18 protein-coding genes and 1 pseudogene are annotated in these 19200 nt (G+C 71.3%); 3 read left to right on the forward strand and 16 right to left on the reverse strand.

All coding sequences use genetic code 11. The features are described 5' to 3' along the window. Positions 1-19 precede the first annotated feature (19 nt). The 8 genes from FBY35_RS03615 to FBY35_RS03650 form a co-directional block, all read right to left on the reverse strand. Positions 20-1423 (reverse strand): hypothetical protein, encoded by a 1404-nt coding sequence (locus tag FBY35_RS03615; RefSeq protein ID WP_142212385.1) that lies wholly within the window; start codon positions 1421-1423, stop codon positions 20-22. A 434-nt stretch (positions 1424-1857) separates the two neighbouring features. Further along, complete coding sequence (locus tag FBY35_RS03620; protein WP_142212386.1) at positions 1858-2520, reverse strand: SRPBCC family protein; 663 nt, start codon at positions 2518-2520, stop codon at positions 1858-1860. Positions 2521-2530: 10 nt separating this feature from the next. Then, the gene (locus FBY35_RS03625; RefSeq protein ID WP_142212387.1) at positions 2531-3643 is read right to left on the reverse strand and encodes an XdhC/CoxI family protein; all 1113 of its coding nucleotides are present in this window, start codon (positions 3641-3643) and stop codon (positions 2531-2533) included. Beyond that, positions 3636-4796 (reverse strand): VWA domain-containing protein, encoded by a 1161-nt coding sequence (locus tag FBY35_RS03630; protein ID WP_260848495.1) that lies wholly within the window; start codon positions 4794-4796, stop codon positions 3636-3638. Before FBY35_RS03630 ends, FBY35_RS03625 begins: the two co-directional genes overlap by 8 nt. 5 nt (positions 4797-4801) lie before the next feature. Further along, positions 4802-5680 (reverse strand): MoxR family ATPase, encoded by an 879-nt coding sequence (locus tag FBY35_RS03635; protein WP_260848496.1) that lies wholly within the window; start codon positions 5678-5680, stop codon positions 4802-4804. Positions 5681-5682: 2 nt separating this feature from the next. Then, on the reverse strand, positions 5683-6540 hold the full coding sequence (locus tag FBY35_RS03640; RefSeq protein WP_142212389.1) for a xanthine dehydrogenase family protein subunit M: 858 nt from the start codon (positions 6538-6540) through the stop codon (positions 5683-5685). Further along, complete coding sequence (locus FBY35_RS03645; RefSeq protein ID WP_142212390.1) at positions 6537-8912, reverse strand: xanthine dehydrogenase family protein molybdopterin-binding subunit; 2376 nt, start codon at positions 8910-8912, stop codon at positions 6537-6539. Before FBY35_RS03645 ends, FBY35_RS03640 begins: the two co-directional genes overlap by 4 nt. Next, positions 8909-9463 carry a (2Fe-2S)-binding protein gene (locus tag FBY35_RS03650; protein ID WP_142212391.1) on the reverse strand — a complete coding sequence of 185 codons (555 nt, stop codon included), beginning with the start codon at positions 9461-9463 and terminating at the stop codon, positions 8909-8911. The genes FBY35_RS03645 and FBY35_RS03650 overlap by 4 nt, the downstream gene beginning before the upstream one ends. 184 nt (positions 9464-9647) lie before the next feature. Between FBY35_RS03650 and FBY35_RS03655 the strand changes: the two genes are divergently transcribed. Further along, the gene (locus tag FBY35_RS03655; RefSeq protein ID WP_142212392.1) at positions 9648-10172 is read left to right on the forward strand and encodes a hypothetical protein; all 525 of its coding nucleotides are present in this window, start codon (positions 9648-9650) and stop codon (positions 10170-10172) included. 73 nt (positions 10173-10245) lie between these two features. Here FBY35_RS03655 and FBY35_RS03660 read toward each other — a convergent pair whose 3' ends face one another. After that, positions 10246-10686: an SsgA family sporulation/cell division regulator gene (locus FBY35_RS03660; RefSeq protein ID WP_260848497.1), complete on the reverse strand. Its 441-nt coding sequence runs from the start codon at positions 10684-10686 to the stop codon at positions 10246-10248. Between the two features lie 128 nt (positions 10687-10814). Between FBY35_RS03660 and FBY35_RS03665 the strand changes: the two genes are divergently transcribed. After that, the gene (locus tag FBY35_RS03665; RefSeq protein WP_142212394.1) at positions 10815-12194 is read left to right on the forward strand and encodes a hypothetical protein; all 1380 of its coding nucleotides are present in this window, start codon (positions 10815-10817) and stop codon (positions 12192-12194) included. Positions 12195-12247: 53 nt separating this feature from the next. Continuing rightward, positions 12248-13531, forward strand: a complete 1284-nt coding sequence (locus tag FBY35_RS03670; protein WP_142214876.1) for an MFS transporter — start codon at positions 12248-12250, stop codon at positions 13529-13531. A 19-nt stretch (positions 13532-13550) separates the two neighbouring features. Here the strand turns inward: FBY35_RS03670 and FBY35_RS03675 are convergent. From FBY35_RS03675 to FBY35_RS03700, 7 genes and pseudogenes are all read right to left on the reverse strand, one after another. Next, a pseudogene (locus FBY35_RS03675) lies at positions 13551-13964 on the reverse strand (TolB family protein); the annotation flags it as partial. After that, on the reverse strand, positions 13852-14160 hold the full coding sequence (locus tag FBY35_RS37915) for a hypothetical protein (protein WP_399208222.1): 309 nt from the start codon (positions 14158-14160) through the stop codon (positions 13852-13854). The pseudogene FBY35_RS03675 and the gene FBY35_RS37915, both read right to left, overlap by 113 nt. Beyond that, complete coding sequence (locus FBY35_RS37920) at positions 14157-14336, reverse strand: hypothetical protein (RefSeq protein ID WP_399208223.1); 180 nt, start codon at positions 14334-14336, stop codon at positions 14157-14159. Before FBY35_RS37920 ends, FBY35_RS37915 begins: the two co-directional genes overlap by 4 nt. Before the next feature lie 139 nt (positions 14337-14475). Beyond that, positions 14476-15345: a galactokinase gene (locus FBY35_RS03685; protein WP_142212395.1), complete on the reverse strand. Its 870-nt coding sequence runs from the start codon at positions 15343-15345 to the stop codon at positions 14476-14478. Between the two features lie 2 nt (positions 15346-15347). Continuing rightward, positions 15348-17219: a class I SAM-dependent methyltransferase gene (locus tag FBY35_RS03690; RefSeq protein WP_260848498.1), complete on the reverse strand. Its 1872-nt coding sequence runs from the start codon at positions 17217-17219 to the stop codon at positions 15348-15350. After that, positions 17216-18385: a glycosyltransferase gene (locus tag FBY35_RS03695; RefSeq protein WP_186356850.1), complete on the reverse strand. Its 1170-nt coding sequence runs from the start codon at positions 18383-18385 to the stop codon at positions 17216-17218. The genes FBY35_RS03690 and FBY35_RS03695 overlap by 4 nt, the downstream gene beginning before the upstream one ends. Then, positions 18382-19197 carry an alpha/beta fold hydrolase gene (locus FBY35_RS03700; RefSeq protein ID WP_142212396.1) on the reverse strand — a complete coding sequence of 272 codons (816 nt, stop codon included), beginning with the start codon at positions 19195-19197 and terminating at the stop codon, positions 18382-18384. The genes FBY35_RS03695 and FBY35_RS03700 overlap by 4 nt, the downstream gene beginning before the upstream one ends. Between the last annotated feature and the right edge of the window lie 3 nt (positions 19198-19200).

Genomic DNA, 19200 nt, shown 5'->3' on the forward strand with positions numbered 1-19200 from the left:
ACCCCTTGTCGACGAGGGGTCAGACAAGGGCGCCCTTGCCCTGGGCCAGCGGCCACTCACGGTGCAACGCACCCAGGGGGATGCGGTGTTCGAAGATGGGCGTGCCGAAGATGGAGAGCTGCAGCTGCAGCCACCCTGCCAAGTCCACGCCGCCGTATATCTTCCAGGCTCCCACGACGGATCCGGGCGTCGCGGTGGCACTGACCTCTCCCCGTACATACGGAGCGAGATCCGCGGTGACACCCGCCGCGCCGTACAGACCGACCGTCGCCTCGGCGCCGAGGGCGGCCTTCACCTGACCGGCCGCCGTTGCCTTCGCCTGTACCGGAGTACCTGTGATGTCAGAAGTGCTGACCGGCTTCCAGCCGCCCGCCTTCGTATAACTGCCGCCGATCCGGAAGCCGCCCTTGAGGTCCTGCTTGACCTCGACGGTGACGGTGCCGTCCGCGGCCACCTGGACATATGCCGTGAGGTCGAGGTTCACCACGACCGGCACGGGCCCGACCTGGATCACGGGATCGGCGTGCAGCTTGGCGAAGGGAATCCGCACCGGCTTGCCGCCCGCACTCGCCCTGCCCTTCAGCTCCCACCGGGACGTCCAGTCACCGGTGAGACCGAGGAAGGCGGAGTCCGGGGTGAAGGCGGAGGACCCGTCGTAGGAGAACTCGACCTCGGGGGCGAGCTGTACGAAGCCCGAGACCGACGCCCCGCCCGACACCGGGGCGCCCTCGGTGACCGGGAGCGGGACGGAGGCCCCGACATCGATCCGCAGGCTTCCCAGGGGCACCTTCGCGCCCTGGGGACCCACATGGATGTTCCCGGTCTTGGCCCAGGAGACCTTGACTCCCTTGACCAGCGGTTCGACGCCGACGCTCGCCGGGTCGACGGGGACGGTTCCCTCGGCCCTGTCGTCACCGAGCAGCGCGCCGAGCGTCGACGGCTCGGTCCTGACCTCGGTGCCCTTCTCGGTCTTTCCTGCCACGCCGGTGACCTTGGCGAGCAGCCCGTCGGGAGCGCCGGGCGCGGGCCCGCTGGCGATGATGTCACCGACGGCCGGGGCGTCCTCGGCCGGGGCGGTCTCCGAAGGGGAGGTGTCCGGGGAGGTCGTCGAAGGTGACTTCCCCGCCGTGGATATGACGGCACGTCGACTGCCGCGGTCGTACGAGGCGACCTTGAGCGGTGACTTCTTCGCGCCGCCCGCGCCCGAGCGGGCGACGGCGGTCGGCTTCCCCTCGGGTGCCGCGGCGACGGGGAGCTGCCGCGAGGGGCCGGGGTCGGGAGTCAGGGTGACGGTGGGAGTCGGCCCATCTGCCGCGGCCGCGGCGGGGGACGATTCCCCGGTACCGGCCGAACACCCGGAGGCGAACAGGGAAATGGTGGCCAGGGCAGCCAACAAGGCATGTCTGGCGGACAGCTTACGCACGTGGGAATCCTCGGAGCGTGTGTTGGGGGATACGCGCAACAGGAAGGGACTCGCGAGTACCCGCGAGTAACAACCCGCCTGACGATCCCACACACATCGCGGCCGAAGCGAATCTTCACCGGAGGCCCGGGAATGAACTCCGTCACATTGTCAACGCGCAGCCCTGCCAGGCCACTTCGGGCCTCAGCCGGGCAGGCGATCCCGCCCGATCCAGCGGATCGAGCGGGATCTCGTCAGGGATCAGACGGACTCGAGCGCGGTCACACGGACGGTGAACACCTCACGGCCGTCCTGCCGGCCCGCGACGTCGGTACTCATCGGTCCACCCGCGTGGCGACCAGCGGGGACACCTCGATCATGCAGGGCGCGCCGAGTTCGACATAGCGAATCGGGTTCGGTCAGCGAATCGGACACACGGTTCGCCGCCCGGACGGTCAGCGCTTCCTGCGGATGAGGACGACGGCCAGTACCGCGAGGGCCACCGCGAGAAGAACTCCCGCCGCACGCTTGGCTACCGGGAAGCCCGCCGTACGCAGGAGATCGATCGGCTCGGCCTCATGGCTTCCGGCGCCCGCGACCTCGGCAGCGGGTCCGCCGTCGATCTCGGCAGCGGCTTTCTGCGGTGCCTCGGCAGGCACGCCCGCGGCCGGTTCGGGTCCGGCCAGCTGCTGGGCCAGGCAGTCGGCGAACCGGCCGATGAGCTTGTCGCCGACTTCGGCCATGACCCCGCGGCCGAACTGGGCCGGCCGTCCGGTGATCGTCAGATCCGTCACGACCACGACCGCCGTCTGTCCGTCGCGATCTGCCAGCGTTCCGGTCACCGTGGCGTTCGCCGTGCCCTGTCCGCGTACTTCCTTGCCCTTGGCAGCGAGAACGATCCGGTGCGACGACTCGTCCTTCTCCCGGAAGGTCGCGGTGCCCCGGTAGGTCACGGTAATGGGGCCGACGCGCACTTTCACGCCTCCCTCGATGGTCTCGCCGTCGAAGCCGTCGACGGAGGCGCCGGGCATGCAGGGGGCAATGCGCTCGATGTCGAGGAGCACCCGCCATGCCTCATCGACCGGTACAGGGACGGTGAACGAGTGCTGCAGTTCCATGGTCTGCTCCTCACACCGGCTTCAGATGCGGATGATGGATCGCTCCTGCCGTGTCCGCGAGAGGGGTGCAACTGCCGCCCCAGCGCAGCGCCACGATCTCCGCCGCGATGGAGACCGCCACCTCCTCGGGCGTACGGGCACCGAGATCGAGGCCGATGGGGGAGCGCAGCCGCGCCAGTTCCGCCTCGTCCAGTCCCTTCTCCCGCAGCCGCTTCATGCGGTCGTCGTGGGTGCGGCGGCTGCCCATCACTCCGATGTAGGCGGCCGGGGAGCGCAGCGCCACTTCGAGCAGCGGGACATCGAACTTCGGATCATGGGTGAGCACACACATCACGGTCCGGTCGTCCACCTCGGTTCCGCTCAGATACCGGTGCGGCCAGTCCACGACCACCTCGGCCCCCTCCGGGAACCTGCGGGGGTCGGCGAAGGCCGGGCGCGCGTCGCACACGGTGACCCGGTAGCCGAGGAACGCGCCGATCCGGGCGACCGCGGCGGCGAAGTCGATCGCGCCGAAGACCAGCATCCGCGGTGGCGGGGCGAAGGAGTTCAGGAACACGGTGACATCGTCCTCGCGCCGCTCCCCGTGCGGGCCGTAGTGCCGCAGCCCGGTCGCACCCAGCGCCAGCTCCCCGCGCGCGTCCGCGGTGACGGCCGCGTCCAGGCCCTCCGACCCGAGCGAGCCGGACACCGCGTCAGGCCACACGGCAAGGGCGGCCCCGCGCAGGGCCGGACCGTCGGTCACGGTCGCCACCACCACCGGGCGGTGCTCGGCGACCGATGCCGCGACCTGCCCGAACGAAGTGTCCGCTGCGGGCGACACGGAGCGTACGAGAAGGGTGATTTCCCCGCCGCAGGTGAGGCCGACGGCAAACGCGTCCTCGTCGCTGTAGCCGAAGGTCTGCAGCTGTGCCTCACCGGTCTCGACGACCTCCTGCGCCAGCTCGAAGACCGCTCCCTCCACGCAGCCGCCGGAGACACTGCCCACGACCTGGTCGTCCGGGCCCACCGCCATCGCGGCTCCCGGACCGCGTGGCGCACTGCGGCTCACCGCGACAACGGTGGCGAGCCCGAAGGGCGTTCCTGACGCGTACCACCGGCTGAGCACAGGGAGAATCTCACGCATCGCTCGCACCTCTCACCACGGCCGCCAGCCGCTCCAGAGCCGCCAGGCTGTGTCCCTCGACGAAGGCGTCCACGCTGGGCAGCGCGGCCGCCATCCCGGCCGCGAGCGGGGCGTATCCCGGACGTGCCTTGCGCGGGTTGGCCCACACCACGCGGTGCGCCAGTCGGTGCAGCCGCCGCATCTGGGCCGCGAGGAGTTCCGGATCGCCGCGCTCCCATCCGTCGGAGAGCACCACGACCACCGCTCCGCGGGCCATGCCCCGCTGTCCCCAGCGGTCGAGGAAGGCGCGGAGCATCTCGCCCAGCTGCGTGCCGCCGCTCCTGTCGGGCACCGCGGAGGCGACGGCTGCCAGCGCCGCGTCCGGATCGCGGTGCGCCATCTCACGGGTCACGCGTGTCAGCCGCGTGCCGATCGTGAACACCTCGGTCCGGGTACGGGTGGTGACCGATGCCCTCGCAGCGGCGTGCGCGAAGCGGAGCAGGGCGCTCGCGTACGGGTCCATCGAGCCGCTGACGTCCAGCAGCAGCACAACCGGGCGGGGCTTGGTGACGGGGGCCCGGAAACGCAGCCGGGCCGGTTCACCGCCGCGGTGCAGCAATTCCCGTACGGTGCGTCGCGGATCGACGCCGCCGCGCCGGGCCGGGAGCAGACGCGGGGTGCGGCGCGGCTCACCACGCAGGGCGAACGCCGCCATAAGCCGCCGCAGTTGGGCACGCTCGGCCTCGGACAGGTCGGCCATGTCCCGGTGGCGCAGGACCTCGGCGGAACTCGCGAGAGTGGCGGCGGGCGAGGCCGGACCGTCGTCTTCCTCCCCTCCCGCAGTCATGGCGGCCTCGGCGGTCACCACGTGCAGCGCGGGCTTGGGCTCCGGGGCTCTGTGCGTGCGATCACCGAGGGGCCGCTTCTGGGTGAAGTAGGCGGCGAAGACGCGGTCGTAGCGTTCGAGGTCGTCCTGGCTGCCGCAGAGGGTGAGCCGGCCGGCCCAGTAGACGTCAAAGCGCCGCTCGGACCCGAGGAGCGCGAGCGCGGCCAGGAAACTCTGCACCCGGTCCGGTCCCGCGGCGACGTGAGCCGCGCGCAGCGCACGGGCGAATCCGACGAGGACCGCGGTCGCGTCCACCGCCGGTGCTGGGGACAGGGGCGTACGGGGCACGGTGCTCACGCTCCCCGTGCCGCGAGGAGCGCGGACAGGTCCAGGGAACGGGCCCGTTCGGCGTCCTCGCGGTACTTGAGGACCGATCCGAGCGTGGCGAGCGCCAGCTCCGCGTCGAGCTCGGTCGCGCCGAGTGCGTCCAGGGCCTCCGCCCAGTCGATGGTCTCGGCCACCCCGGGCGGCTTGAGCAGCTCCTTGGTGCGCAGGGTCTGTACGACGGCGGTGACCTGTGCGGCCAGGCGCTCGGTCACCTGCGGCTGGCGTCTGCGGACGATCGCCAGTTCGCGGTCGAAACCGGGGTGGTCGAACCAGTGGTACAGGCAGCGCCGTTTCAGGGCGTCGTGGACCTCGCGCGTACGGTTGGAGGTGAGGACCACCACCGGCGGTGACGCCGCGCGCAGGGTGCCCAGTTCGGGAACGGTCACGCTGTACTCGGACAGAAGCTCCAGAAGGAAAGCCTCGAACTCGTCGTCGGCCCGGTCGACTTCGTCGACGAGCAGGACCGACGGCTGCGTCTGAAGCGCCTGCAGAAGCGGGCGCGCGATGAGGAACCGCCTGCTGTAGAGCTCGCTCTCCAAACGCTCCGCGTCGGTGACCCCGGCGGCTTCGGCGGCCCGCAGGTGCAGCAGCTGGCGCGGGAAGTCCCAGTCGTACAGGGCCTGCGACGCGTCGATGCCCTCGTAGCACTGCAGGCGGATCAGGGGCGCTTCGAGCACCTGGGCGAGGGCGGACGCGAGTGCGGTCTTGCCCGTGCCCGCGTCGCCCTCGCAGAAGATCGGCCTGTGCAGTTCGAGGGCCAGGTAACAGGCGATGGCCAGACCGTCGTCGACGAGATAACCGGTCGTCTCCAGTCTCGTACGCAGCTCGTCGGGCCCGGCCGTCACCGTCACTCCATCCCGGCCGCAGCCAGCACCGCCCGGCGGGTGAGCACCCGCGCCAGGTGTTCGCGGTACTCGGGCGACGCCGACAGGTCGGACGCCGGACGGGTGCCGTCCGCCGCCGATTCGGCTGCCCGCGCCACCGCGGCCGGGTCGGCGTCCGCACCGGCGAGCGCCTCCTCCGTGGCGGTCGCGCGCAAAGGGGTCGCGCCCATGTTGGTCAGCGCGACACGGGATTCGACGAGATGGCCGTCGCCGCGCCGCACCATGGCGGCCACACCGACGATCGCCCAGGCCTGCGCGACCTGGTTGAACTTCTCGTAGTGGAAGCCCCAGTTGTCGCTCTTGGGCACCCGGACCTCCACCAGCAGCTCGTCCGGCCGCAGAGCGGTCTGCAGGTAGTCGGTGAAGAACTCGCGTGCCGGGACGGTGCGCCTGCCCTGGGGCCCCATGGCGACCATCTCGCCGTCGAGTGCGAGCAGCACGGCAGGCAGATCCCCCGCCGGGTCGGCGTGGGAGAGCGAGCCGCCGATGGTGCCCCGGTGGCGTACGGACGGGTCGGCGACGGTCTCGGTCGCGGCGGCCAGCAGCCCTGCGTGGCTGCGTACCAGCGGGTCGTGGATGACATGGTGGTGAGTCGTCATGGCTCCGATGACGAGAGCGTCGCCTTCTTCGCGGACACCGCGCAGCTCGGGGATCCTGCCGACGTCGACGAGCAGTTCGGGGAACGCGAGCCGCAGCCGCAGGATGGGGATCAGGCTCTGGCCGCCGGCCAGAACCTTCGCCTCCTCGCCGCCGTCCACCAGGGCGCGGACCGCGTCGTCGACCGTCTGTGGCCGCGCGTAGTCGAATGCCGCGGAAATCATGCTGCTGCCTCCTCGGCCCGGGCCGCCGTGACGGCCTGCCAGATCCGCTGCGGGGTGCACGGCATCGCGACGTCCTTGACACCCATCGGCCGCAGTGCGTCCACGACCGCGTTGACGACGGCCGGTGTGGAGGCGATCGTCCCGGTCTCACCGACACCCTTGACGCCGAGCGCGTTGGACGTCGCCGGGGTCTCGGTGCGGTCGGTGACGAAGTCGGGCAGGTCGGCCGCCGAGGGCACCAGATAGTCCGCCATGGTGCCGGAGAGCAGGTTGCCCTCGGCGTCGTACACCGCCTCCTCGTAGAGCGCCTGGGCGATTCCCTGCGCCACGCCACCGTGGATCTGCCCCTGGACGATCATGGGGTTGATGACCTTGCCGACGTCATCGACGCAGACGTAACTGCGGATCCGGGCACGGCCGGTCTCGGTGTCGACCTCGATCGCGCACAGGTGGGTGCCGAACGGGAAGGAGAAGGTTTCCGGGTCGACCAGGTGCTCGGCGTTGATCGTCGGCTCCATGCCGTCGGGCAGATCGTGCGAGGAGAACGCCGCGAAGGCCACCTCCTGGATGGTCTTCGTCGCCTCGGGCGATCCCTTCACCGAGAAGACTCCGCCGGAGAACTCCAGGTCGGCCTCGCTCGCCTCCAGCAGATGCGCCGCGACCTTGCGGGCCTTGGCCACCACCTTCTGAGCGGCATGGTGGACGGCGAGTCCGCCCACCACCAGCGAGCGGGAGCCGTAGGTGTCCATGCCCTGCGGTACCGCCCTGGTGTCGCCGTGCACCACCTCGATGTCGTCGAAGGGCACACCCAGCACGTCCGCCGCGATCTGGCTCCAGCTGGTGGCGTGCCCCTGCCCGTGCGGGCTGGTGCCGGTCGCCACCTCGACCGTGCCGGTCGGCAGCATGCGGATTTCGGCGGCCTCCCAGCCGCCGGCGACGTAGCGCAGATCGCGCAGGATGCGGCTCGGAGCCAGGCCGCACATCTCGGTGTACGTCGAGATGCCGATGCCCAGGCGCACCGGATCGTTGTTCTCGATGCGGGCGCGCTGCTCGGCGCGCAGGTCCTCGTAGCCGAAGAGCGCCACGGCGCGGTCGGTGGCCGCCTCGTAGTTGCCGCTGTCGTAGGTGAGCCCTGAGATGCTGGTGTACGGGAACTCGTCGTGGCCGATCCAGTTGCGGCGGCGCAGCTCCATGGGGTCCATGCCCAGTTCCACTGCCAGCTCGTCCATCGTCCGCTCGATGGCGAAGGTGGCCTCCGGGCGGCCGGCGCCGCGGTAGGCGTCCGTGGGCGTCTTGGTGGTGAAGACGCCGGTGCACTTGAAGTCGTACGCGTTCATCTTGTAGATGCCGCAGTACAAGAAAGCGCCCAGAAGCGGGGTGCCGGGGGTGATCAGCATCAGATACGCGCCCATGTCGGCGAGCAGGTCGGCCCGCATGCCGAGGACCTTGCCGTCCCGGGTCGCGGCGATCTCGATGTCCTGGATCTGGCCGCGGCCGTGATGGGTGGCCTGGTAGCCCTCCGAGCGCGACTCGGTCCACTTGACCGGCCGGCCGAGCCGCCTGGCCACGGCGAGGGCGACTGCTTCCTCGCCGTACACCTGGAGCTTGGACCCGAAGCCTCCTCCGACGTCGGGGGCGATCACCCGCAGTTTGTGCTCGGGGATGCCGGTGACCATCGACAGCGTCACGCGCGCCACGTGCGGGACCTGAGTCGATGAGTAGAGGGTGTACTCGTTGGACGCCGTGGGCGGAGTGGCGACGACGGCGCGCGGCTCCATCGCGTTGGGGATCAGCCGCTGTTGTGTGTAGCGGCGGCGCACCACGATGTCGGCACGGGCCTTCTCCGCCTCGTAGTCCCCGGTGGCGAGCGGCCAGGTGTAGCAGCGGTTGGTGCCCTTGCCGGAGTGGACGAGCGGAGCGCCGTCGGCCAGCGCGGCCTCCAGATCCAGCACGGGAGGCAGTGGCGTGTAGTCGACCTCCACGGCCTCCAGCGCATCGGCCGCGGCGTAACGGTCGCGTGCGATGACGATGGCCACCGGGTCTCCGGGGTAGCGGACCTCGTCGACGGCGATCGGCGGGTGGTCGGGCATGACGATGTCTTCTGTCACGGGCCATACGCAGGGCATGGAGCCCAGTTCGCCGGCCAGGTCGCGGCCGCTGTACGCCGCGATCACTCCTGGCCGCCCCAGCGCGGACGAGACGTCGACGCGGTCGATCGTGGCGTGTGCCATGGGGCTGCGAAGGATCGCCATGTGCAGCAGGCCCGGGACGGCGATGTTGTCGGTCCAGGTGGTCCGGCCGGTGACCAGCCGGGCGTCTTCCTTGCGGCCCCGCGAACGGCCGACCTCGGCGCTGAGCTGCTCGGTGGTCATACCGGTGCCTCCTGCCCGGCTGCGGCCGGGGCCGTGGAGCCGACCGGCGCGGTCTCCTTGAGGGCTCCGGGCGCGGGAGCGCGGCGGCGCCGCTCCTCGGCGGCCGCCGCGAGGACGGCACGGACGATGTTCTGGTATCCGGTGCAGCGGCAGAGATTGCCCTCGAGACCGAGGCGGATCTCTTCCGGGGTGGGGTCCGGGTTCTCCTTGAGCAGGTCCCGGGCGGCCATGATCATGCCGGGGGTGCAGTAGCCGCACTGCAGAGCGTGCTGCTGGTGGAACGCCGTCTGGAGCGGGTCCCATTCGGTGCCGGATGCCAGTCCCTGAATGGTCGTCACCTCACAGCCGTCGGCCTGCACGGCCAGAACCGAGCAGCTCTTGACGCTGTCACCGTCGAGGTCGACCGTGCAGGCTCCGCAGTTCGTGGTGTCGCATCCGACCGGGGTACCGGTGAGGCCCAGGTTGTCGCGCAGATAGTGGACAAGCAGGAGGCGGGGTTCCACGTCGTCCTCGTGGGTCGCGCCGTCAACCGTCAGAGAGATATGAGTCATATGCCCTCCCAGAGACACAGGCAGGGTGGTATCTGCCGTTCTGCCCTGATACACGTCAACTCTAGGACGGCGTTCAGGCCGGCGCGAGCCCTCGGGACGGGCTCCCACATGGCCGGGCGCGTGCGATTTTCGCCGTGGGCTGACACCACTTCCATCCGCGGACCAGGCGAGTAATATGAATTACATGATTACAAAGGAACAGGAACAAGCACTGCGCGGCTGGTTCGCCGGGCGGCTGCCGGAAGGACTCTTCGTCGAGCTCCTGGACCTGACCGTGGACCGTGAGGAGATCACCGTCGTCGGCCGGATCCCGGAGCCCGACCTCGGCGCGGAAGCGTCACCGGCCGAACGTGAGGCCTCGCTGGAAGGGCGCATCTCCGAATTCCGGGAGCGCACCCGCGACGAGCGCATAGGGGTCGCGCGCGAGGCCGAGAAGCGGTTCGGGCGAAAGGTCTCGTGGGGCGTGGAGTGCGGCGACAAGCGGGCCATGTACACCACCGTCTCCGCACCCGTGATGACGCGACTGCGCCAGCCCGAGCGCCAGACCCTCGACACCCTGATCGCCGGCGGCGTCGCCCGCAGCCGCAGTGATGCCCTCGCCTGGTGCGTACGCCTGGTGCAGCGCAACGCCGACACCTGGCTGAGCGACCTGCGGGACTCGCTCCAGCACGTCGAACAGGTACGGGCGCAGGGCCCGGACGCCGGATAGGAGGCTGGTCACGTGACGGCCGGCAAGGCGGCAGCCGGTCACGCGTCCGCCCGGAAGGCGGCCGGGACGCCGGTCACCCCGGCCCCAAGTCGTCGGCGTCACAGGGCGACTGCTCCGCCTCCGTGCCCGGGGGGACCAGGCGCAGCGTGCGCTCGGTCCAGGCCGAGACGGCGCGGGAGGGTGCCTGGATGAGGGTGTCGTCCGTGGGCCCCGACAGCAGCAGATAGACGAAGTCCATGGTGCGCCGCGTCCTGCCCGGCCAGACCTTCACATCGCCCTCGCCCGTCGGATGGAAGATCCCCTCGACAAGCAGATCGCGGGCGAAGCACCATTCGACGGGCTCGTCGGTGTCGGTGTGGAAGGAGACATGGACGGCGTACGGGTCGTCGGTGCGGTAGACCAGCCGAGTCGGCACGGGAACCGCTCGCCCGGCCTCCAGGACGAGCTGGCAGACCAGTTCGCGCTCGACGGTCGTATGCGTGCTGTCTCCCGGCCGGCATCCTCGATGCGGCACGGACGGCCTCCTCACCCCTGCGTGTGTTGTGTCGACGGAAAGTGAACGAAGCATCGCTCGGCGTCGGTAGGGTCCGTGGCTCAGGAGTTCGCTTAAGCCGCTTAAACCCGAGGGGCGACCAGGGCTGCATGACCAGAGGAAACGAGCAACTGAGACGGGCCGTGACCGAGGCCGGCTGCTCCTACGCCGAACTGGCCAGGGATGTCAGAGCCGTTGCCGCCGAGAGCGGAGTGGCGCAGCTGCGCACCAACTCCTCCGCGGTCGCCCACTGGATCGCCGGTACGCAGCCGGGCGCCACCGCCGCCCGCATTCTCGCCGAGACGCTGTCGCGGAAACTGGGGCGGCTGGTCACACCCGAGCAACTCGGCCTCATACGCATACCTTCGAGCGCCGACGAGTCGCTGGGCCTCGACATGGAGCAGGACCCGGTCGACGCCCTCATCCGGCTGGGACGGGCCGACATCGAGCGCCGGACGTGGATCAGCTCCGCCCCCTACTCCGTCCCGGCGGCCGCCCTGCCCGTGGCCGTTCCCTCCCCCGCCCTGCCGCGCACCCGCACCGCCGCCGGGCCGGCCTGCATCGCGGGCGAGGGGGAGATCCGGGCGGTGCGGGAGATGACCACCCTGTTCACGGCCGTCGACGAACGGCACGGCGGCCAGCACGGGCGATCCGCCGTCGTGCAGTATCTGGTCTCCGACGTGGCCACCCTGTGCCGCGGCCGCTTTCGCACCGAGACGCAGAAGCAGCAGATGCTCTCGGCCGCCGCGTGCGTGGCCTACCTCGCCGGATGGAAGGCGTACGACGCGGGCGAGGCGGGTCTGGCGCAGCGCTACTACCTCCAGGCCCTCAAGCTCACCAGGCAGGCCGATCTGGACCTGCACACGGCGTTCGTGCTGCGGATCCTCGCCCATCACGGCCTGGAGACGGGGCGCGGCGAGCACACGCTGGACCTCATCGACGCGGCACTGCGGCTGGTGAAGGGCCGCACCGACCCGGCGACCGAGTCGCTGTACGTCATCACGCGCGCGCGGGCGCTCGCCCTGGCGGGCAGAAGCCGCGAAGCCGTCACGGAAGCCGCCCGCGCGGCGCGCCTGGTGGACGGCGCGGACGAGAGCGAGATGCCCTTCTGGGCCGCGCTGTGGGGATCGGCCGGTGCCTGTGTCGGCAACCACACCGCCAAGTCGGCCGAGTTACTCGGCCATTACGACATCGCCGAACGCCACTTCTCCCGGGCCGTCTGGAGCACCTCGGGCTGCTCGCACCAGCGCATCACCGCGCTGAGCCTGGCTCACGCGGGATCCATGCAGTGCAGGCAGGGGCATGTCGAGCAGGCGTGCACGACGTGGCACAAGGCCCTGGAACTCATGGACGGCGTCCGGTCCGCGCGCGTTGTGCTGGCAGCGCGAACCATGCGCCGGGATCTGGCGCCTTTCGCCCACCGGGGGTCGCAGGCCGCCCTGGACTTCGACGAACGAGCCCGACTGTGGCTGGCAGGAGACCACGCATGACCCAATCGAGCGAGTACCAGGTCAAGGACGCGGCGCCTGCCGTACGGCCGTCGATGGCGCGTGTCGCCGCGGCCGGTTCGATCGGCACCGTCATCGAGTACTACGACTTCTTCATCTACGGGAGCGCCGCGGCCCTCGTCTTCGGGCCGGTCTACTTCCCGAACTTCTCCAGCACCGCGGGCACCCTTGCCGCGTTCGCCACCTTCGCCACCGGTTTCATCGCCCGCCCGGTGGGCTCGCTGCTCTTGGGACACATCGGCGACCGGCACGGACGCCGCACAGTCCTGCTGATCTCCGTTCTCGCCACCGGACTTGCGACCGTGTCCATCGGACTCCTGCCCGGGTACGGGAGCCTCGGGGTCGCCGCCCCACTCCTGCTGACCCTCATGCGCATCGTCCAGGGACTGGGCGTGGGCGGTGAGTGGAGCGCGGCCGTACTGCTCACCTCCGAACACGCCCCGCCCGGACGGCGCGGCCTGTGGGCAGGGTTCCCGCAGACCGGACCCACCGCCGGATTCGTGCTCGCCAACGGCATCATGCTGGCCATGACCGCGACGCTCACGGACGAGCAGTTCCGTACGTGGGGCTGGCGCGTGCCCTTCCTCTGCGCGGGCGTGCTGACTCTCGCCGGTTACATCCTGCGCTCCAAGGTCGACGAGACGCCGACCTTTCTCGAACTCACTGCCCGCCGCACCCTGGTGCGCGCGCCCCTGGCCCGGCTGATGCGCCACCACTGGCGGCGGGTGCTGCTGGTGGCCGGTGCGGTCACGGCCGCGTACGCCGTCAACTACGCGGCCACGACCTGGGCGCTGTCCCAGGCCACCAAACGGCTGGGCTTGGACCCGACCGTCATGCTGTTCTGCCTGATGGGGGCGATGGGGGTGATGGGTGTCGCCACGCCGCTCGTGGCCATGCTCGGCGACCGCTACGGCCGTCGCAGGCTCAGCCTGCTCGGGTGCGGAGCGATGGCGCTGGCCGTCGTGCCCTACCTGGCGATGCTGCAGACCGGGCGGGTGGGGCCGATCCTCGCCGGAACGTCGATGGTTCTGCTCGCCGTGATCACGATGCTGGGGGTGCAGGGCGCGTACATTCCCGAACTGTTCGAGCCCCAACTGCGCTGTACGGGCACGGCTTTCGCCTACAACATCGGCGCGGTGCTGGGCGGCGCGGTGACACCACTGGTGGCGACGCGGCTGTCGTCGGGGGTGGAGGGGACGCCGTGGGCTGTGGCGGTGTATCTGCTGGTGCTGTGCGGGGTGAGCCTGGGGTGCGTTGTGCTGCTGCCGGACACGTCGCGGGCGGAGGCGCAGGACGCCTTCACACACCGGACGGGCTGAAGGTGCCGCAGGCGTACCCCTACCGGACCACCGCCGGCGACGTTGCCGACCTCACGACCATGCGTGCCGCCCCGCTCCCGTCCGCCGGGACCGACCAGAGATCCGCGCCGAAGTCCCCCGGCAGCGCGTAGAGCAGGGTGCGGCTGTCCAGCCACAGCGCCTGGTCGTCGACGCTTCTCGGTTCGGCGAGCGCCGTCGCCCCGCCGGTGCGAAGGTCCAGGACGTACAGCCGCCACGGCGTGTCGGTGCCGGCGCCCGCGACGCGCTTCTTGAAGGCGATGCGGGTGCCGTCCGGGGAGAGGGAGGGGCACTCGACGTTCTCACGCAGCGTGCGCAGGGTGCGCCGGACCAGGTCGCCCTCCACGAGGAAGGTGCGGCCGCCGGTGGCGAGGGTGGCGTAGAAGCGGTTGTCGTCGGCCGCGAACGTGACGCCCCGGGATGGTGGGGAACTGCGCCCAGGTCTTGCCGCCGGCCAGTGGCACGTTCTTGAAGGCGAACCAGGGGTTGTGCTTCTGCGCGTACTGCCCGTTGGTGCAGGCGGTGGAACCCTCGCTCGGCAGATCCTCGTTGTATGTCGCGAAGGTCTTCCCCGCCGCGATCAGTTCCTGTCCCAGGTTGGCCGCACTCATCGACTGGGGCGTGTAGCAGCCGTCCCCGGTGATGCCCTGTGTGGCGCCGGGCTTCCGATGATCTCGCCGTACTGCTTGTTCTCGAAGACGACGACGACCACGTGGTCATACGTGCGGAGCGCGGCGGCAGCCCGGTGCTCGGCAGCGCCGGAGTCGGCCGCGCCGAGGGTGACCACCAGACACAGTGTGCTGAAGATCCCGGCGGCGGCCGCTCGCCACCTTCTGACGGACCGGCCGCTGTCGGCCACCGGTTTTCGGGTCGGGGTCGGGCACGGCAACTCTTCAGGTTTCATTGAGGTGTTCCTCCTCTTCCTCTCACTCCTCGCGTCGGGCGGCGCCCGCCACGGTGATGTTCACGAAGCGAGGCACGCGTCGTCCGCCGGAGCGGAACTCCTCGGTCACGGTGGTACGGATCTGTGCCAGCAGGTCTTTCGGCAGCAGGACCAGAGCGCTGCGCCCGGGCCCGTGTCCGGGCCACCAGGCGGCCGTCGCACCCGCACGCCGCGCGATCGCCACGGCGTCCCTGATGTCACCCGGGCCGCGCCCTTCGCCACGGGTCACCAGCAGGGTCAGCCGCGCACCGTGCTCGTCCGGGTCGAAACGGACCTGACGCCGACCGCCGTCGCCGAGCAGCAGGGCCCTGCCGGGGCGGGCGAAGAGTACGGCCTCGCGCAGCGCCTGGTCACCGCCGGGTGCCGCTGCCCGGGCCAGGGCGGCGAGCCTTCCACGCGGTGGTCTCGCCCGCCCCGCGTACAGATCGGCGACCGCGAGGCCGACGGCACACTCCAGTGGCTCGGCGCTCGACAGACCGGTCGCGGGGGTCAGCGTGGAGTGGATGTGCAGGTCGATGCCGCCCCGGCCGTATCCGACCCGGGCCATGGTCCGCAGGAGGGCGTAGGTGCGGGCGGCCCAGTCGGGGTGGGGCGATGGCGGGCCGGTGAGCGGGAGTTCGCAGCTGTGCGCGGGGTGGGCGAGCGAACTGAGCCGTGCGAGGCCGTCGTCACGGGGTGCCGCGGCGGCAGCGACCGGCCAGCCCGCGGCCGCGACCAGGTGCGGCGAGCCGAGATGGAAGGCGTGCGGGGCGCTCCACACCGTCGCCGGGGGCCGGTCGTGTGCCGATTCGAGGGCGTAGGCGACCAGCCGGAAGAGCGGGTCGGCGGTGTGGCGGCGGGCGAGGTCCGGCATGCCTACGCGCCTTTGCGGGCGATCAGTCGGTAGGCGTTGCCCCCGTCGGTGGCGCGGGCGGCGGCCGCCCGCAGCCTGTCCAGGACCGCGGCGACGGCGTAGCACGGCAGCGCGGCGGTCTGGACGGCGGTGCGGAAGGCCCTTCGTGGGACGGTGGTTCGGCCCGGTCCCCACGGTGCGTACGGATTGGGCGCGAGCCGGTTCGCCGTGAGCAGCACCGCACCGACGAAGTCGCAGGCCTGGTGGGCGGCGCCGTGCTCCTCGGCCAGGACCGTGAAGCCGCGGTCCGCGAGTGCGGCGCGGAGGTTGGCGATCGGCATGAGGTGCTGATGCTGGGGCTGGAAGAAGGGCACCCAGTAGGGGCCGAGCAGCCGGGAGAGCCGTGACTCGGGGTCGGGCAGTTCGATGAGCAGATGCCCGCCGGGCGGCAGCACCTTGGCAGCGGCATCCAGCTCGGCGAGCGGGTCCCGGGTGTGCTCCAGATAGTGGTACATGCTGACGGTGTCGTAGCGGTGCACGAGTTCGGGGGCGAGCTCGGGGAACTGGCCGTAGTGGGCGGTGCCCACCCAGCCGCGGGCCTCCGCCTCGCGCACGGCGTCCGCCATGTCCAGTCCGTCGAAGCGGGTGTCGGGCCAGATCTCGCGCGCGCTGTCGCAGAAGTGGCCGTGCCCGGTGCCCACATCGAGCCAGGCGGCGGGTTTCCCGAACGGCTTCAGCATCTCCGCGCGGCCACGGTACGAGCTGCCCATCGTGCCGAACACATGGGCCGCGCCGCCGACTCCGAGGCCGTCGTAGAAATCGCGGTAGTAGAAGTCCAGGCCGTCGAGGGTGAGGCGCGGGTTCTGGAAGACGTGTCCGCAGGCGCCGCACTCTTCGAGGGTGAAGTGGCCCGGCTTGCCCTGGTAGAGATCGGGCATGTGGGTGCGTACCGTCAGCTCCGCCGAGCCGCACCAGGGGCAGTCGGGGCGGCGCGGTTCGAGGAACCGCTCGCTGCCGTCCTTGAGGTCGGCGGTGTAGCCGGGCCGCAGGGCTGCGAACTCGGCCAGTGACTCGGCGCGGCCCGGGTCGTCGCTCGCGACGGTGCGCAGCGCCGCTGCGAGAGAGTGCAGCGGGCGCGCGGCCGTAAGGCGCGGCAGGTCGGCCGGGCGCAGCGGGCCGCGCCCGCCGCCGCCGAGGACCAGGGCGGGCTGCAGCCAGTAGAGAGCGAGGGCCGCGGCGCCCCAGCGGCGGTCCTTGACTGCCGCGCGTACGAGCAGTGCCAGGCCCGCCACTTGAGCTGCGGCGACCAGGCGCGGGGGCACTCCCACGGCGCGCAGCTCCGCGGCTCGCCCGGCGAGACCTGACGGCGAGGGGGCGGTCACTCCGGGGGCGACGGCGATGCCGGTCTCGGCGGTTGCGTACTGCTTCAAACGGCTGAGCAGGGTGTGCAGTTCCGCCGTGTCGAGGCCGTCCTCCACTTCGGCCTCCGACCGGCCCCGTACGTCTTCGGCGACCAGTACGGCGTGTCCCGCGCCGCGCACCTTGCCGGTGCGGCCGAAGCGGGAGTCCTTCAGTTCGAGATCGCGCAGCAGGCCGAGCGCACGTTCCGTGTCGAGACTGTCCGGGAGCAGGTCGAGGAGCTTCAGGCCGGTGCGTTCCGCGTAGTCGACGGCGGCGCTCAGGGTGGCCTTGTCGACCTCGACGCCCTTGGCGGTGATCAACTGCCAGCCGTCCAGGGACACGCCGTCCACGGGGGCGGCCGGATCCAGCACGGCTACGGCGGCCAGCCGTCGGCGGGCGCGCACCGTGCCCGCGGTGAGCCCGGCCAGGGCGGCGAGCGCGGTCCACGGGACGCGGCGCGTCCGGGCACGCGTCCGATTGCGGGGCTGTGTCATAGCAGCTTCTCCAACCTGTCGGCCGCGGCAGCGGCTCCCCCGGCCGCCGCGAAGGATGCCTGGACACGGCGGGCGGCCCGCCGGTGGTTCGGGTCGTCGAGAACGGCGCTCAGAGCGGTGTGGACCTCGTCCGCCCGGGGGCGGCCGAAGCGCACCCGGATTCCGGCCCCGGACGATGCCACCTGCTGGGCGACGATCGGCTGGTCGTCGCGGACCGGCGCGACGACCAGGGGCAGCCCGTGGGCCAGCGCCTCGCAGACGGTGTTGTGCCCGCCGTGGCAGACCACGGCGTCGAGGTGCGGCAGCAGCGCGAGTTGAGGGACGTACTCCTGAAGCAGGACATGGTCCTCACGGACCTCGCCGACGAGGTCGGCGGGCGCGGCCACGATCAGCTGCATCTGGTCGGCCAGGCGTTCGGCGGCCCGCAGGACGGCGGCGTAGAAGCGGCCGCCGGCCTCTCGGTTGAGCGTGCCGAGGGACACCAGCACCCGGCGGCGTACGGGATCCAGCCGCCGCCAGGGGAACGACGAGCCGTCCGACGGACGGGCGCCCAGTGCGGGACCGGTGAATGCGTACCGCTCGGGCCACGCCTCGTCCGCGCCGACGAGTTCAGGGGTGGAGAAGACCAGGACCAACTGGTCGGAGAAGCGCGGGTCCCAGCCGCCGGGCGCGCCGCAGGCGGCGAGGAATCCGTTGATCCGTTCCTTCACCCACTCCCCCACCTTGGGGAAACCCGCGAAGGGCCGGGTGAATTCTGCCGTGGTCGTCGCGGATGTCACCCACGGCAGCCGTCGCCGTCGGGCGACCACCGCCCCGGCAAGAGCCTGCTGGTCGGCGACGAGCACATCGGGGGCGTAGGCGTCGACGGCGGCCTCGACACCGGGCAGCATCCCGTGGGCGAGCGGGATGAGTGCCTCGTCCCACAGGAAGCGCAGTGCGGCGGCACCGCGCAGGTCGCGCCAGCGGCCGTGCAGCGCGCCGTAGCCGCCGGGGCCGGTGGGCTCGCCGGAGGGGATGAGGGTGGCACGGGCCGGCAGGAGTCCGGGCAGGACTTCGGCGGGGCCGGTCCATGCGATCTCGTGTCCTCGCGCGGTGAGTTCGGCGGCTACGGCGACCGTGGGGTTGACGTGTCCGGCCAGTGGCGGGACGACAAACAGCACTTTCATACCGTCACCGCCTCGGGCTGCCGCCGAACGGCCTCTGCCAGCCGGTCCAGTACGGCCCGCTGCAACTCGGCGGTACCGCCCTGAAGTACGTCGTGGCCCAGGCCCGGCACGACTCGGACGGTGCAGTCGGGCGCGTGGCGGGCCAACTCCCGGGCACCGGCGGCGAGTTCTGAGTGCTCTCCGCAGACGGCGAGCACCGGGCAGCGCACCCGGGCGAAGTCCCGGGCGGCGAATGGCCGCCCCGCCGCGATGTCGTCGATCAGGGTGGTGCGGTTGAGAAGTTCGTCGGCCGTGGCAGTCAGCCGGGCGGCCTTGCGCGCTCCGAGCGAGGCGAGTTCCCGCGGTACCTGGCTGCCTTCGAGGTCGAGGGCGGCGACGGACAGTGTGTCGAGCATGTTCTCGATCCAGGGACCGCTCAGCGGGGCCTCGATCAGGATGAGTCCGGCGACGAGATCGGGGCGCGCGAGTGCGGTGTGCAGTGCGAGGGTTCCGCCGAAGCTGTTGCCGACGAGATGGACGGGGTGCTCGTCGAGACCGAGGGCCCCGAGCAGGGCGGTCAGGTCACGCACAGCGGTGGCGGTGTCGTATCCGCTGGCGGGACGCTCGGTGCGGCCGTGGCCGCGCAGGTCGTACAGGACGACATCGTGACCGGCCCGGGCGGCCGGGACGGCGAGCGTGCAGTAGAAGCTGGAGAGGTTGTCGACGACCAGGCCGTGGAGGAAGACGACCCTTGCTCCCGCCTCACCTCCCGTGTCCGCCCTGGGCAGCCGCTGGACGTGGAAGCGGAGGGAGTTGGCGATGATCTCGGCCATGGC

Source organism: Streptomyces sp. SLBN-118 (assembly GCF_006715635.1).
Lineage (GTDB): Bacteria > Actinomycetota > Actinomycetes > Streptomycetales > Streptomycetaceae > Streptomyces.

Coding starts and splice junctions, on each gene's coding strand:
- FBY35_RS03655 (WP_142212392.1), top strand. CDS start 9,648: ATGATTACAAAGGAACAGGAACAAGCACTGCGCGGCTGGTTCGCCGGG.
- FBY35_RS03645 (WP_142212390.1), bottom strand. CDS start 8,912: ATGACCACCGAGCAGCTCAGCGCCGAGGTCGGCCGTTCGCGGGGCCGC.
- FBY35_RS03670 (WP_142214876.1), top strand. CDS start 12,248: ATGGCGCGTGTCGCCGCGGCCGGTTCGATCGGCACCGTCATCGAGTAC.
- FBY35_RS03640 (WP_142212389.1), bottom strand. CDS start 6,540: ATGATTTCCGCGGCATTCGACTACGCGCGGCCACAGACGGTCGACGAC.
- FBY35_RS03690 (WP_260848498.1), bottom strand. CDS start 17,219: ATGACACAGCCCCGCAATCGGACGCGTGCCCGGACGCGCCGCGTCCCG.
- FBY35_RS03620 (WP_142212386.1), bottom strand. CDS start 2,520: ATGGAACTGCAGCACTCGTTCACCGTCCCTGTACCGGTCGATGAGGCA.
- FBY35_RS03700 (WP_142212396.1), bottom strand. CDS start 19,197: ATGGCCGAGATCATCGCCAACTCCCTCCGCTTCCACGTCCAGCGGCTG.
- FBY35_RS03695 (WP_186356850.1), bottom strand. CDS start 18,385: ATGAAAGTGCTGTTTGTCGTCCCGCCACTGGCCGGACACGTCAACCCC.
- FBY35_RS03665 (WP_142212394.1), top strand. CDS start 10,815: ATGACCAGAGGAAACGAGCAACTGAGACGGGCCGTGACCGAGGCCGGC.
- FBY35_RS03650 (WP_142212391.1), bottom strand. CDS start 9,463: ATGACTCATATCTCTCTGACGGTTGACGGCGCGACCCACGAGGACGAC.
- FBY35_RS03685 (WP_142212395.1), bottom strand. CDS start 15,345: ATGCCGGACCTCGCCCGCCGCCACACCGCCGACCCGCTCTTCCGGCTG.
- FBY35_RS37915 (WP_399208222.1), bottom strand. CDS start 14,160: ATGAGTGCGGCCAACCTGGGACAGGAACTGATCGCGGCGGGGAAGACC.
- FBY35_RS03625 (WP_142212387.1), bottom strand. CDS start 3,643: ATGCGTGAGATTCTCCCTGTGCTCAGCCGGTGGTACGCGTCAGGAACG.